This window comes from Amycolatopsis sp. (genome assembly GCF_036008905.1).
In the GTDB taxonomy this organism is placed as follows: domain Bacteria; phylum Actinomycetota; class Actinomycetes; order Mycobacteriales; family Pseudonocardiaceae; genus Amycolatopsis.
This window is the reverse complement of sequence record NZ_DASYMU010000247.1, coordinates 1-13,476: the sequence shown is the minus strand read 5'-3', so window position 1 is coordinate 13,476 and position 13,476 is coordinate 1. Positions and strand designations below refer to the sequence as shown.

Genomic DNA, 13,476 nt, shown 5'->3' with positions numbered 1-13,476 from the left:
GGTCACGTCCTGACCCGGCAGCTTCGGGATGTGCGAGAACGGCGAGACGTCCAGAACCGCTTGCGGCGCGTTGACCACCGGCCCGAACATGGCGATCAGCAGCGCCGCCCCGGCCACGCCCCAAGCCGCCGCCGCGGCCTTCGGCGCCGCCCCGAACAACGCCACCGAGACGCCGACGATCACCCACAGCGCGGGCAGTTGGACCAGCGCCGCGACGAGCATGTCCCCGACGGATCCGCTCACGTCGTGCGTGCGCATCCCGTTGGCCAGTCCCATCGCCACCCCGGTCACCATCACGACCACGGCCGAGCCGAGGAACGCGAACACCAGGTGGCTCGTCGCCCACCGCAGCCGGCTGACGCTGGTAGACAACAGCGGTTCGACGCGGTTCGCGGTCTCCTCGCCGCGCATCCGCAGCGCGGCCTGCACGCCGTAGAGGCTGGCCGTCATGCCGAAGATGCCGACCATCGCGGCCAGGAACGTGTCCGTCATGACGTCCGAGCCGCCCATGCGCTCGAGGATCTGCCGCGTCTGCTCGCTGCTCCCGACGATGTCGCCGATGCCGCTCGCGATCGACCCGAACACCGCGCCGCAGACGGCCAGCCCGACGGTCCAGCCGATCAACGGCCCGCGGTGCAGCCGCCACGCGAGTGCCAGCGGCGTGCGCAGTGACGGTGCCGCTTCGGCCGGGCCTGGTCGCGGCGGCAGGATGCCGACGCCGAAGTCCCGGCGCGGCAACATGGTGTACGCGACCGCGCCGATGGCGACCGTCGCCGCGAGCGGCAGCAGCAGGACCCACCAGCGTTCACCGGCGAACGGCCGGATCTGCTGTGCCCAGCCGATCGGGGACAGCCACGAGATCCACTTGGTGTCGACCGTCGAGTCACCGAACGCCCGGAACAGGAACGCGACGCCGACCGCGGCCGCGCCGATCCCGTTGGCCGTCCGCGAGTATTCGGCGAGCTGGGCGGCGACGGCGGCGATCGCGGTGAAGACCAGGCCCACGAACGCCGTCGACAGGCCGAAGGCGAACGCGCCCGCTGTCGGCAGTCCGCCTCCGGCGAGGGCGCCCGCGCTGATCAGGCCGATCAGCAGGCTCGCGCCACCGGATACCAGTACCGCCGCGGTCAACGCGGCATAGCGCCCCAGAACCGCGGACGCCAGCAGCTCCGCGCGCCCGGTGTCCTCTTCCGCCCGGGTGTGCCGGGTGACGGTGAAAACGGCCATCAGGCCGATGAACAGGGCCATGAAACCGCCGAGGCGCCAGGCGCCGTAACCACCGGCCGTCGACAGGTCGAAGGCCGGTCCATAAAGGACGGCCACCGACGGGTTCGCGCCGATCGACGCGGTCAGCCCCGCGCGTTCGGCCACCGTGGGGTAGATCGTTTCGTAGGTGCTGGTGCTGCTGGACGGGATGACGCTGAGGATCACGATCCAGAGCGGCAGGATGATCCTGTCCCGCCGCAGCGCCAGCCGCGTCAGGTGCCAGGTGCCGACGAACGGGTGGGAAGGGCCGGTCACCGGCGCTTCGAGACGTTCGAGAGTCGCGGTCATTTCGCCACCGGCTCAGCGGTTTCGGCGGTGTAGTGGCGCAGGAACAGCTCTTCCAGCGTCGGCGGCTGGCTCGTCAGGCTGCGGACGCCGACCTGCGAGAGCTGCTTGAGGACGTCGTCGAGTGCCCTGGTCTCGACGTCGAAACGGACCTTGTTGCCCTCTACCTTGAGGTCGTGGATGAGGTCGGAGTTCGCGAGGCCGTTGGGCGGCCCGGCGAGTTCGGCGATGATCGAGGTGCGGGTCAGGTGCCGCATGTCGGCCAGCGTCCCGGTTTCGACGGTCCGGCCGTCGCGGATGATGCTGACGCGGTCGCACAGCGCCTCGACCTCGGCCAGGATGTGGCTGGACAGCAGCACGGTGCGGCCCTGCTCGCGCTCCTCCTGGATGGCGTACTGGAAGGTGGCTTCCATCAAGGGGTCCAGTCCGGAGGTCGGCTCGTCCATGATGAGAACGTCCACATTGGACGCGAGCGCGGCCACGATGGCGACCTTCTGCCGGTTACCCTTGGAGTAAGTGCGCCCCTTCTTCTTGGGGTCGAGGTCGAAGCGTTCGATGAGTTCCTTGCGGCGGCGTTGATCGAGCCCGCCCCGCAGCCGCCCCAGAAGGTCGATCACCTCCCCGCCGGAGAGGTTGGGCCAGAGGTTGACATCACCGGGAACGTACGCGAGCCGTCGGTGCAGGCTCGTCGCGTCCTTCCATGGGTCGCCGCCGAGGAGGCGGACTTCGCCGCTGTCCGCGTGGAGCAGGCCGAGCAGCACCCGGACCGTGGTGGACTTCCCCGCGCCGTTCGGGCCGAGGAAACCGTGGACCTCACCGGTTGCTACCTGCAGGTCGAGGCCGTTGAGGGCCTTGGTCCGGCCGAACGATTTGTGGAGGCCGGAGATGGAGATGGCGTTATCCATGAATCGGAAGGTACACTTGTTTCACAAAGTTGTGAAGTTAAAAAAATGTATGGATGGGGTGATGGCCGATCCACCGGTCAGAGAGGATGATCGACATGACGACGACGCCCGAACCTCAGCCCAGCGACGAGGCCGCACGCCGTTTCGTGGAGGACTTCGCACTGGTGTTCACCAATGCCGGGCTGCAGCGGATGCCCGCCCGCGTCTTCTCGGCCGTTTTGGCCACCCAGAAGGGAAGTCTGACGGCCGCCGAGATAGCCGAATCGCTCCAGGTGAGCCCCGCCGCGGTCTCCGGTGCCGTCCGGTACCTGATCCACGTCGGCCTGATGAGCAAGGCACGCGAGCCCGGCGAGCGGGTCGACCACTACCGCATCCTCGACGACGCCTGGTACGAGTCGGTCGGGCGCAAGGACGCGATCTACCGGCAACTGGCGGAGAGCATCGAGCGCGGGATGACCGCCTTGGGCCCGGAAACCCCGGCGGGTAAGCGACTTCAGGAGACCCATGACTTCTTCCTGTACATCGCCAAGGAGCTCCCGCTGCTCATCGAGCGGTGGCGCGCGGACCGGCTGGAGGCCTAAACCTCCGTCAGCAAGGTGCGGACAAGGCCGACGGACAGCGCGTCGAGGTCCGAGGGCTTCTCGCCGGAGAAGTTGATCAGGAAAGCCTGCTGGAAACACGCGCCGAGCAACAGGAAAGCCATGGCTTCGACGTCGGTTTCGGCGCGGATCCGGTCGAGATGTTGCTCGGCACGCAGGTAGTCGATCAGGCCGTCCACGGGATGCCGCGGCCCGGCGCCGCGCTCCCGCATCGCCGTCCGGTGTGCTTCGAGAAGCTCGCGCGAGGAGAACACGGACACCGCGATCGGGAAACTCGCGGTGTAGAAGTCGAGCGCGGTCCGGGTGAACCGGATGAGGTGGTCGCGGACCGTGCCAGTCCCGGCCTGCTCGATGAGGCCCGCCCTGCTGACCTGCGGCAGTTCCTCGCCGATGACGGCGACGAAGAGCTCGGTCTTGTCCCGGAAGTGCTTGTACAGCGTCGCTTCCGAGTAGCCGGCGACCCGTGCGATCTCTTTCGTGGTCGCCCGCGCGTAGCCCTGCTCGGTCATGATCTCGGCCGCGGCGGCGAGGATTTTTTCGCGCGTTCCCATGTCTCAGTACTTTCTCAGCGGGAGCTTGACGGTTAGTGAGTACTTACTGAGTATAGTGGTGAGTGTTCACTAACCACTGCTTTTGAGACTGAGGAGTTCCCATGAAGATCACCGTTTTCGGGGCGACCGGCGGCATCGGGGGCCACGTGGTGCGGCAGGCGCTGGAGGCAGGACAGCAGGTCACCGCCGTCGTGCGGGATCCGGCGCGGCTCGACGTCCGGCACGAGCGGCTCGACGTCGTCACCGCGGACGTCATGGATCCGGCTGCCATCGCCGACGCCGTCAAGGGACGTGACGCCGTGATCACCTCGCTCGGCGCGCGTGATCTCAAGCCGTCGACAGTCGCCCGCGACAGCGCCCGCAGCATCATGGCCGCGATGACGCGGACCGGCACCCGGCGGCTGCTGGTCGTCAGCAACAGCGGCATGATCAGGGAAGGCGACGGCTTCTTCGTCCGCACGCTGGTCAAACCGGTGGTCGGCCGGGTGCTCAGAGAACCGTGGGCGGACATGGCGGCCATGGAGGAACTGATCTTCGCCAGCGACCTCGACTGGACCATCGTGCGCCCGCCCCGGCTGACCGACGGCGAGCTCACCGGCTCGGTGCGCAGCAAGATCGGCGCGAACCCCCGCGGCTTCACCGTCGCCCGCGCGGACGTCGCCGACTTCCTGCTCAAGGCCGTCGACGACGACACGTTCAGCCGGTTCCCCGTCTCGATCGCTGGCTAAGCTCACTCCATGTCCCGACTCGCCGCGAACGCCGCGACGCTCGCCTTGCTTCCGGTGTTGGCCGTGCAAGGTCTGCACGTCCGCCGGAGCACCCCGCGGCTTCCCGGCGCGAGCGGGCCCGTCACGGGGTCGGTGGCGGGCGACGGGCCGGTGTTCCGGCTGCTCGTGCTCGGCGAGTCCACGGTGGACGGTGTCGGCGCGGAGTCCCATGAAGAAGCCCTGACCGGCAGCGTCGCGCACGCCCTCGCGCGGCGCACCGGGCGGGAGGTGGCGTGGCAGGCCGTCGGCAAGACGGGCGCGAACGCCGCCGCCGTGCACGACGAGCTCGTCGACCTCACCGAAGCCGCCGACGTCGTGGTGATCGCGCTGGGCGTCAACGACACCATCGAACTGCACTCGGCCCCGCGGTTCCGGCGTGACCTGCTGCGCCTGGTCGTCGCGCTTCGCCGCCGGCTCGGCCCGGTACCGGTGCTCCTCGCCGGCGTGCCGCCGATGGGTCACTTCCCGACGCTGCCCCAGCCACTGCGCGCCGTGTTCGGCCTGCGCTCCGCCGCACTGGACGCCGCCGCCGCTTCCCTGGCGGCGCTCCCCGGCGTGACCCACGCGCCGATGCCCGTCGCGCTGTTCGACGAAGACACCTTCGCCGCCGATGGTTTCCACCCCGGCCCCGCCGGATATCGCGTCTGGGGCGGGCAACTGGCCGAAATCCTCGCGAAACGATCACGCTGAGAAGTCGCTTGGCTCCCACCTGTAGCGACTGGATCAATCTTCGAAAAAGATCCGCCCCGATGTATCTGGCGCCCTCCTGACTGCTTCCTATGGAGCAACAAGGGGAGGAAATGCGATGACGGCGAACACGAACGAGAAGGTCAAGACGGACGACGTCGACGAGTCGCCCGAAGTGGAAACGCCGGTCGTGCGGCCGAACGGGAACACCGACCCGCACACGCCACCGCCGAATCCGTAACCAAGATCGGGTGATAGCCGACAGCCGAGGGGGCTGGCGGACATCACCTCCCTGTAGCCCGGCTGAGGGGGCGGGAGACAGGGGCACCTCGAATAAAGGGGGTCGAGCGGCCGCGGGGGCGGGGCCGTTCGATAGGGGTGGGGACCGCCGGGCGGCGCTCGAGAGATCGAGCGTCGCCCGGCACCTCCGGTTCTGCTACTACTAAAAGTAAATGATGAAATGTATCTCAGATCAGCCCTCGCCCCCTTTCACTGTGAAAGGCCCGCGATACTGCCAGCACCGGTTTGAAGAGCTACGCGAAGTGGGGCAGAGACGGTGACCGATGTCGAAACCGCCGAGGTCGACCCTCCATGGGAGGGATTGACCGGTGCGGAACTTCACGCCGCGTGCATGCATGCCGCCCGCGCGGGGGACAGACTAGCGATGAATCGCCTGGTCGCGGAGCTGACGCCGTTGGTCTGGCATGTCGCTCGCGGTAACGGACTGGACAGGCACACCGCGGAGGACGTCGTCCAGACCGTTTGGCTGGCGTTGTTCACCCACCTGGAATCACTGCACGACCCGAAAGCGCTTGCCGCGTGGCTGATCACCACCACCCGCCGCGAGGCGCAGCGCCCGCACGGACGCAAGACCCCGCCGCTGCCGTTGACCGACGAGTTCGCCGAGTCGATGCCGAGCACGCAGCCGGCGCCGGAAGACGAAGCCATCCGAGCCGACCGGGATCGCCGGATCTGGCAGGCCTTCACCCGACTTCCCCAGCGCTGCCAAGAGCTGCTGCGGATGACCGTTCTCGCCGGACGGGCCGAATACCAACTGGTCGCGGACGCGCTGCGCATGCCGCGCGGGAGCGTCGGACCGACCCGTGGTCGCTGCCTCAACCAGTTGCGCGACTTGCTGTCCAGTGAAGGGGGAGTCCGATGACCGACATCGGAGGGTCCACGGGGAGTATCTCCTCGGACGACCAGGTACTGCTTGCCGATCTCGGTCGAATGCTCGATGAAACCGATCCTCCGCCCGGTGACCTGGTCGAGCGGGTCCAGTTCGCGATCGCGCTGGAAAACCTGGATGTCGAGGTGGCTCGCTGGGAACGGATGGACGCGCTGTCCGGGGTCCGGGGCGGCGGCCAGGGCACGATCACGTTCACCGTCAGCGACCTGACGGTGATGATCAACCTGACGAAGGTCGGCCAGCGACATCGCATCGACGGCTGGCTCGTGCCCGCCGGCGAGTACGGCGTCGAGGTCCGGGTCGCCGAGCACGGTTCTTCGTGTACCACCGCGGACGAGGGCGGCCGGTTCGTTCTCGACGAGGTGCCCTGTGGCACCACGCAGATCGTGGTCACCGTCGGGGACGTCTCGTGCCTGCGAACCGTCGTGACACCGACAATCGTCTTGTAGGACACCCGTACGGTCGTTACTTGTTCACCTGAAGGTGTGCTCCCATAAACCGTGTGGATCTTCATCCCGGCAGTCGTGAAGTCGACGCGGCCACTGCCCTGCATCGTCGTGCCCAGAGCGCGGCGTCGAACAAGCGCCCGGCTGCCGCGGTAACCCTGTTGAAGGCGGCTTTGCGCCGTCTTGGTCCGGTCGAGCGCGGGGGCGCCGAGCGGCTGGAGATCCGGACCCGGGTACTGATCAGCCTCGCCGCGGCCGAGTCGGAGATCACCTCGCTGGACGCCGGGCTCGCGCATCTGGACACCGCCGAGGACGTCAGGCTGCGCTTGCCCGCCGGCGCTGAGCGCGGCATCCTGCGGTTCACCATCGGCCTGCAGCGGTCTCTCGTGCTGGCGAGGGCCGGGCGGCTGGACGAAGCGCTCGCGTTGTTCAACGCCATCCTGCCCAGTGTCGAGGCCGAGATTTCGGACGGCGGCGCGATGTTGACGCGGCCGTTGCTCAACCGCGCCTGGGTGCACATCCAGCTGAGTGATCCCGCGGCCGCGCTCGCCGATCTCAACCGCGCGCTGGAGCTCTCCGTTCTCCACGGCGAACCGTTGCTGGAAGGCAAGATCCGCCACAACCTCGGCGATCACGCGCAGCTCGTCGGCGACATCCCCGAAGCGCTCCGCCACTACGAGCGGGCCGCCCGTATCTTCACCGAGATCAGCCCGGGCTCATTGCCGCTGGTCAAACTGGACCAGGCCAAGGCGTTGCTGGGCGCCGGACTCGCCGAGGAAGCCGCGCGGCACCTGGACGACGCCTTGCCGGGGCTGCGCACGAACGGCGTCGTCCAGGACCTCGCCGAGGCGGAAGTCGCCCGTGCCGCGGCGGCGATCCTGGAAGGTGACTTCGCGCTGGCCCGACGTTCCGCTGAGTCCGCACGACGTCGATTCGTGCGGCGCGGCAACGATCGCTGGGCCGAGATCGCCGCCCTCGCCAAGCTCCGCGCGGACGCCAATGTCGTACTGGGCAACAGAAACCGGCGTCCGGCGGCGTCCTTGCCCGCGAAACTGAGCGAGCTCGCCGTACGTCTTTCTGACCTCGGGCTTCGCGACGAAGCCGCCGCGGCGCGCCTGCTCGCTGTCCGGATCCACCTCCGGCGCGGCGACACCGACGCGGCCACACGCCTGCTCGCGCAGGTCCCGAAACCCCGGCAGACCACACCGCTCGACCACAAGATGCTGCTCCGGCTCTGCCGCGCCGAACTCGCCCTCGCCACTGGACGCCGGCATGCGGCACTGGCACAGGCCCGAGCGGGCTTCACCGAGCTCGGGCGGATCCGGGACCGGATGGGCGGGCTGGATCTGTTGTGCGGCACCGCGGTACACGGCCAGGAACTCGGCAGGCTCGCGTTGCGGCTCGTCGTCGACGGCGCCGGAACGCAGCGTGGCGCGCGCAGCCTGTTCGCGTGGCTGGAACGCACCCGCGCGCAGGTGTACCGCTACGAACCGCTGCCGCTGATCGAAGATCCTTTGCTGGCAACCCATCTGACCGACATGCGGCAGGTGCAGCGGTCCATCCAGCAGAACCGGCTGACCGGCAAACCGGTGTCCACTTTGGAGCATCGCTACGCCTGGCTGCAGGACGAGGCGAGCAGGCTCGGCTGGCACACGAGCCGCTGGGGACGCCCGCGCCCGGTGCGCACGCCCGAGGAAGTGGCCGATCGGCTGGGCGACAAGGTGTTGATCAGTCTCGTCGACGTCGGCGACACGCTGGCGGCGGTGGTCGTGCGGGACGGGACGTTCCGGCTCGTGCGGCTGGGGCGGGTCGCCGACGTGATCGAAGCGGCCAAACAACTGCACGCCGATCTCGACGCGCTGGCGCCGGATCACCTGCCCGAGCGGCTCGCCGAAGCCGTGATCGGCTCCGCCCGCCGCCGGACGGAAGCGCTGGACCGGCTGATGATCAGGCCGCTCGCCTCGCTCATCGGCGACCGGCAGCTGGTGATCGTGCCGATCGGCCCGCTGTACGCGTTGCCTTGGGGCGCCTTGCCTTCACTGCGCGGACGGCCGGTGTCGATCACGCCGTCGGCGACGTCGTGGGTCACCGCGTCCGGCCGGGCGAGCGTCGGGACGGTGCTGCTCGCGGGCGGTCCCGGAGTGCCCGGCGCGATCGGTGAGGTGCGGAAACTGCGCTCGGTGTACCCGGAGGCGCGGCTCGTCGACGGGACGGACGCGACCAGTGCCGCGGTGCTGGACGCGCTCGAAGGCGCGGGCATGGCGCACCTGGTGGCACACGGCGCGCACGAACCCGCGAACGCGCTGTTCTCCCGCCTCGACCTCGTCGACGGACCGCTGTTCGCGCACGAGACCGCGCGGCTCGGGCGTCCGCCGGAGAACGTGGTGCTGGCCGCGTGCGAGCTCGCGATGAGCCATATCCGGCCTGGTGAAGAGGCACTCGGTTTCGCGGGGACGCTGCTGGCGGGCGGTTCCCGGACCGTCATCGGGGCGATTTCGCGCGTCGGCGACATCGCGGCCGCCGCGGCGATGTCGGATCTGCATCAGCAGCTCGCGGTCGGGATCTCCCCGGCGGTCGCGCTGGCCGAGGCGACCGCCGTCGACCCGCTGCGCAGACCGTTCCTGTGTCTTGGCGCGGGTTAGCCCAAAAAATCAGCGAGAGGAACGGGCGTGAGGCCGTCCTTCTTGGCCTGCTCGACGAACGCGGTGTAGTCCTCTTTGAACGTCTTGCGGAAGTGCATCAGCACGACGTCGCCCGGCCTCAGCTTGTCGCCGACCTGGAATTGCACGACCCCGTCGTTGACGGCCGCCGTCCACAGCACCGCCGCACGCATCCCGCATGCGGCCGCCGCCTTCAGCGTGGTCGGGTCGTAGATGCCGTACGGCGGGCGGAAGAGCGTCGGCCGCTGCCCGAGCCCGCGCTGCAGGTCGTCGGCGTCGTCGCAGATCTCCTTGCGCTGGAACTCGTACGGCTTGCCGCGCAGGTCCGGATGGTCCACGGTGTGGTCGCCGAGCACGGCGCCGGTGGAATCCAGGATCGCCTTGAAGTAGGCCTCGTGCCCCTTCACGTACTTCTGGTTCAGGAACAGCACGGGATGGCCGCCGGACTCCTTGATCAGGTCCAGCGCGTCCGGGTCCTTCGTGGCGCCGTCGTCCATGGTGATGAAGACGTACGGCTTGTCGGTGGGGACCCGCTTGATCACCGGGACCGAGCCGTCGGTGGCAGGCGAGGCCTTCTGCTGGACGACACCGAAGGGATACGGCGGCGTGAACGCCGGTGGGGGAGCCGCTCCGGGCGCCGGGTTGGGCGCGCTGACGGCCGGAGGATCGGAGGGTGTCGACGAGCAAGCCGCCAACGTGAACGCGGCGAGAATGCACAAAGTAATGCTCGAACGGGTTGTCCGTTTGATCACGCGATGTCCTCCTTCTCCTTGTGCCGTAAGGAAATCCTAGGTTCATTGAACCCGGAAGGAGGACGTCTTCACTCGGTCGTGAGTTGCGCCCGGTTACTAATAGTGTCGATCGCCACTGTCGGTGTCACTCTCGTTCGGCGGCTTTGACGAGCTGGGCCGAAAGCACCTTGATCGTCGTTCGCAACACGGCGAGCGTGACCGCGCCCGTTCCGGGCAGCTTCTCGACGAACGAGCCGGACCATCGGATGTCCGTGCCGCCGTCGGCGTTCGGCGTGAAGATCACTTCGGCGCGATAGTCCTTGGCGGGCTCGTGCGGGCCGGCGAACTTGTAGACGTGCCGCTTGTCCTGCTCGTACTCGACGGTCTCCTCGCGCAGCAGCACCGGCCACAGCCCGACCTTGCGGATCGCGCCGACACCGCCGGGGGCGGGGTCGCCCTGACGGTCCCAGCTGGACTGCACCACGACCGGCTTCGCCCACTCCGACCAGCGGCCGCCGTCGGTCTCCAGACGGAACAGCGTCGACGCTGGAGCGCTGCTCGTGCGGTTGATCTCGAACGAGAAGGTCTTGCCGGTCATCTGGATCTCCCGAACTGTTGTTGGCACTTGGATAACTAGTGACGATCAAGAAGGTTATGGAGTCTCCGCCGATTGAGACAAGATGAGCCCGTGAGCACCACTCGTCCGGATTTGTCCGCGCCCCACTGGCTGAGACAACTGCTGCGCAGCAAGCCCGTACCCGTCCCGTGGAACATGGTCGCGCGGGCCGTGCTCGCCCTCATGGTGCCGCTCGCGGTGGCTTTCGCGCTCGGCGACATCGCCACCGGCGCGCTGATCTCGACCGGCGCGCTCCCGGCCGTGCTGTCGGAATCCGCAGGTCCTTACCACTATCGCGCGAAGCGGCTCGGCGGGGCGACAGCGGCCGCGGCCGCCGGATACCTGGTCGGACTGCTCACCGGGGGCGAGCCCGCCGCGGCGATTCCGGCGGTGATCCTGGTGGCGGCGATCTCGGCGTTGATCAGCGCCGCGGGGAGCAACGCGTCGGTCGCCGGGCTGCAGATGTTCGTCTTCTGCACGCTGGGCACCGGCCAGCACGTGACCGGGATCCGTGTCGAGATCCTGATGGGGTGGTTCCTGGTCGGCGCGGCTTGGAGCCTGGTCGTCGCGCTGCTCAGCTGGACGGTGCGGGCGACCAGCCCGGAGCGCAACGCCGTCGCACATGTCTACATCGAGCTCGCGGCGATGTTGTCGACCACCGACGAAGCCACTTCGCGGGTCGCGCGGCACCAGCTGACCACGGCGATGAGCACGGCGTACGACCGGCTGCTGACCGCGCGATCCTGGCTTTCCGGGCGGGACGCGGCGTACCGCGAGCTGCTCAACCTGCTTTCCGCGACCACTCCGGCGGTCGAAGCCGGGGTCGCGATGGTCAATGCCAAGAGGCGGGCGTCCGAAGACGTCATCGAGTATCTGACGGCCGCCGCGGCTTCGGTACTGGCCAACCAGCCGTTGCCGCCCGCGCCCAAGCCGCCCGAAGACGTCGAGGACCAACCCGTGACGGCGGCGCTCTACGCCGGGCTGGAGCGCATCGGCAAGGGCGACGACCGGCAACGCAAGAAGCCGGAGCCACTCTGGGCGCGGCTGCGTACTTGGGTGTCTTCGCTGGCCTCTGGCCCGCTGACGTGGTTCGCGGCACTGCGGCTGACGTTGTGTGTCGCGATCGCCGAGGTCGTCGGGCTGTTGCTGCCGCTGGAACGGTCGTACTGGATCACCCTGACCGTCGGGATCGTGCTGAAGCCGGACTTCGGCTCGGTGTTCGGACGGGCGGTGCTTCGCGCGATCGGGACCGTCGTCGGCGTGGGGATCGGCGCGGCGGTGCTCGGCGTCGGCACGAGCGGCTGGGTGCTCGTGCTGCTGATCGGGATCTTCGCCGGTGGGCTGGCGGTGGGGAAGGTGCGCAACTACGCCATCCTCAGCGCGTTCGTCACGCCGTTGATCATCCTGCAGATGGACCTCGCGGCCGGCGGGAACTGGGGTGTCGTGCTGGCCAGGCTGGTCGACACCGTGCTGGGCTGCGCGATCGTGTTGATCTTCGGGTTCCTGCTGTGGCCGGGAAGTCGTCGTCCGCAGGTCGGCGGGCGGCTCGCGGACGGGCTGGACACCGTCGCGAAGTACGTCGAGCGGGCGTTGGTGTCTTCCGAGGACCTGCTGGAACGGTCGCGGGCGCGGCGGAAGGCCTATCGGGCCCTTGCCGACCTGCGGACCGCGTTCCAGCAGGTCGTCGTGGAGCCCTCGGCGAACGGACGGCAAGCGATCGCGTGGTGGCCGGTGATCGCCGGGCTGGAACGGGTGGCCGACGCCGTCACCGAGGTCGTCGTGACCGTCGAACACGGCGCCCCGGAGCCCGATCCGGCCGACGTCGCGCTGCTGACCGCCGCATTGGGTGAACTTGCCTGCGCGATCCGGGAGGAGCGCTCACCGGCGTCGATGCCGCTGCCCGACAGCGAGCAGCTGGCCGGCGTGGTCGACCAGCTGGAAGCCGCCTTCGACGCCGTCCGCGGCCCGGATCTGGCCGACCGTCCGCCATCGCGGCTGGTCCGGAGGTTCCTGCAGTACCACAAGCGGACCTGAGCGGAGTCCTGTTTGATGGGGATATCCGACGGAGGAGATTGCACATGGGTATCGACTTCGATGCGCTGAAGAACAAGGCGCAAGACGCGCTGAAGCAGCACGGCGACAAGATCGACGACGGCATCGACAAGGCCGCCGGCTTCGCCAAGGGCAAGTTCGCGGGCCACGACGCGCAGATCGACGGGGCCACCGGGAAGGCCAAGGAGTTCCTCGACAAGTTCGAGGGCAAGCCAGACCAAACCCCACCGCCCCAGCCGCCCCCCGCCCCTCCCGCCTAAGCACGTCCGCGCGGCCAGGTGGGTGGCTCGTGAGTGGCTACGAGTGTTCTAACCCTCGTAGCCACTCACGAGGGGTGCTGGGTCGGGAGGCAGGGCTAATGGTGGTCACCTTCAGTGGCACGGCCGGAAGTGGTCACTTTCAGTGGCACGGCTGGTGGTGGTTGGCCTCAGGCTTGTACGGCTCAAAGCTGCGTGGTGCGTACAGAGGCACGGCTAGAAGCCTGTGTTTATTGGCAGGCGCGCCATCAGGTTTGCGTGACCAGGGCGTGGCATGGGCAGGTCGCTTGCGATCGTGCCGGGGGCGCCCTGCTCCCGCAAACCTGGCCTTCGGCGAGCGCGCGCGGTGAAGACTTCCGGCCGTGGCCGGCCGTAAGTCGTGGTGACTGGCTTTTACGGACTAAGGGCCCGCGTGCCTGGGTTTTGTGGTGGGGGTCGTGAGTGCGTAACAGTGTTCTAACACTG

The 13,476-nt window shown here is 68.5% G+C and carries 14 protein-coding genes; 9 read left to right on the top strand and 5 right to left on the bottom strand.

Features of this window, described 5'->3' with window-relative positions; genetic code table 11:
- Together VGP60_RS39630 and VGP60_RS39625 are read right to left on the bottom strand one after the other, a co-directional pair.
- The coding region (locus tag VGP60_RS39630) for an ABC transporter permease (protein WP_327553368.1) at positions 1–1,554 on the bottom strand (1,554 nt) is incomplete at its 3' end.
- Positions 1,551–2,456: an ABC transporter ATP-binding protein gene (locus tag VGP60_RS39625; RefSeq protein ID WP_327553367.1), complete on the bottom strand. Its 906-nt coding sequence runs from the start codon at positions 2,454–2,456 to the stop codon at positions 1,551–1,553. The genes VGP60_RS39625 and VGP60_RS39630, both read right to left, overlap by 4 nt.
- 95 nt (positions 2,457–2,551) lie before the next feature.
- On the opposite strand from VGP60_RS39625, the gene VGP60_RS39620 reads away from it, so the two are divergent.
- The gene (locus tag VGP60_RS39620) at positions 2,552–3,037 is read left to right on the top strand and encodes a GbsR/MarR family transcriptional regulator (RefSeq protein WP_327553366.1); all 486 of its coding nucleotides are present in this window, start codon (positions 2,552–2,554) and stop codon (positions 3,035–3,037) included.
- On the opposite strand, the gene VGP60_RS39615 is transcribed toward VGP60_RS39620, so the two are convergent.
- Complete coding sequence (locus VGP60_RS39615) at positions 3,034–3,606, bottom strand: TetR/AcrR family transcriptional regulator (RefSeq protein ID WP_327553365.1); 573 nt, start codon at positions 3,604–3,606, stop codon at positions 3,034–3,036. The genes VGP60_RS39620 and VGP60_RS39615 overlap by 4 nt on opposite strands.
- A 101-nt stretch (positions 3,607–3,707) precedes the next feature.
- Here VGP60_RS39615 and VGP60_RS39610 point away from each other — a divergent pair, with 101 nt between their 5' ends.
- The 6 genes from VGP60_RS39610 to VGP60_RS39585 all read left to right on the top strand — a co-directional run bounded on the left by VGP60_RS39610 (position 3,708) and on the right by VGP60_RS39585 (position 9,337).
- The gene (locus tag VGP60_RS39610; RefSeq protein WP_327553364.1) at positions 3,708–4,334 is read left to right on the top strand and encodes an NAD(P)-binding oxidoreductase; all 627 of its coding nucleotides are present in this window, start codon (positions 3,708–3,710) and stop codon (positions 4,332–4,334) included.
- A 9-nt stretch (positions 4,335–4,343) separates the two neighbouring features.
- Positions 4,344–5,063: an SGNH/GDSL hydrolase family protein gene (locus VGP60_RS39605; RefSeq protein WP_327553363.1), complete on the top strand. Its 720-nt coding sequence runs from the start codon at positions 4,344–4,346 to the stop codon at positions 5,061–5,063.
- Between the two features lie 115 nt (positions 5,064–5,178).
- On the top strand, positions 5,179–5,301 hold the full coding sequence (locus tag VGP60_RS39600; protein WP_327553362.1) for a hypothetical protein: 123 nt from the start codon (positions 5,179–5,181) through the stop codon (positions 5,299–5,301).
- A gap of 315 nt (positions 5,302–5,616) precedes the next feature.
- The gene (locus tag VGP60_RS39595; RefSeq protein ID WP_327553361.1) at positions 5,617–6,222 is read left to right on the top strand and encodes a sigma-70 family RNA polymerase sigma factor; all 606 of its coding nucleotides are present in this window, start codon (positions 5,617–5,619) and stop codon (positions 6,220–6,222) included.
- Positions 6,219–6,698 carry a carboxypeptidase regulatory-like domain-containing protein gene (locus VGP60_RS39590; RefSeq protein ID WP_327553360.1) on the top strand — a complete coding sequence of 160 codons (480 nt, stop codon included), beginning with the start codon at positions 6,219–6,221 and terminating at the stop codon, positions 6,696–6,698. Before VGP60_RS39595 ends, VGP60_RS39590 begins: the two co-directional genes overlap by 4 nt.
- A gap of 53 nt (positions 6,699–6,751) precedes the next feature.
- Complete coding sequence (locus VGP60_RS39585; protein WP_327553359.1) at positions 6,752–9,337, top strand: CHAT domain-containing tetratricopeptide repeat protein; 2,586 nt, start codon at positions 6,752–6,754, stop codon at positions 9,335–9,337.
- Here VGP60_RS39585 and VGP60_RS39580 read toward each other — a convergent pair.
- Positions 9,334–10,107 (bottom strand): polysaccharide deacetylase family protein, encoded by a 774-nt coding sequence (locus tag VGP60_RS39580; RefSeq protein ID WP_414640476.1) that lies wholly within the window; start codon positions 10,105–10,107, stop codon positions 9,334–9,336. The two genes, VGP60_RS39585 and VGP60_RS39580, sit on opposite strands and share 4 nt — an antisense overlap.
- A gap of 124 nt (positions 10,108–10,231) precedes the next feature.
- Entirely contained in the window at positions 10,232–10,684 is a 453-nt protein-coding gene (locus tag VGP60_RS39575) for an SRPBCC family protein (RefSeq protein ID WP_327553358.1), read from the bottom strand.
- Between the two features lie 90 nt (positions 10,685–10,774).
- On the opposite strand from VGP60_RS39575, the gene VGP60_RS39570 reads away from it, so the two are divergent.
- Positions 10,775–12,736, top strand: coding sequence for an FUSC family protein (locus VGP60_RS39570; protein WP_327553357.1), 1,962 nt, complete (start codon positions 10,775–10,777; stop codon positions 12,734–12,736).
- Between the two features lie 44 nt (positions 12,737–12,780).
- Entirely contained in the window at positions 12,781–13,014 is a 234-nt protein-coding gene (locus tag VGP60_RS39565) for an antitoxin (RefSeq protein WP_327553356.1), read from the top strand.
- The last annotated feature ends 462 nt before the right edge of the window (positions 13,015–13,476 follow it).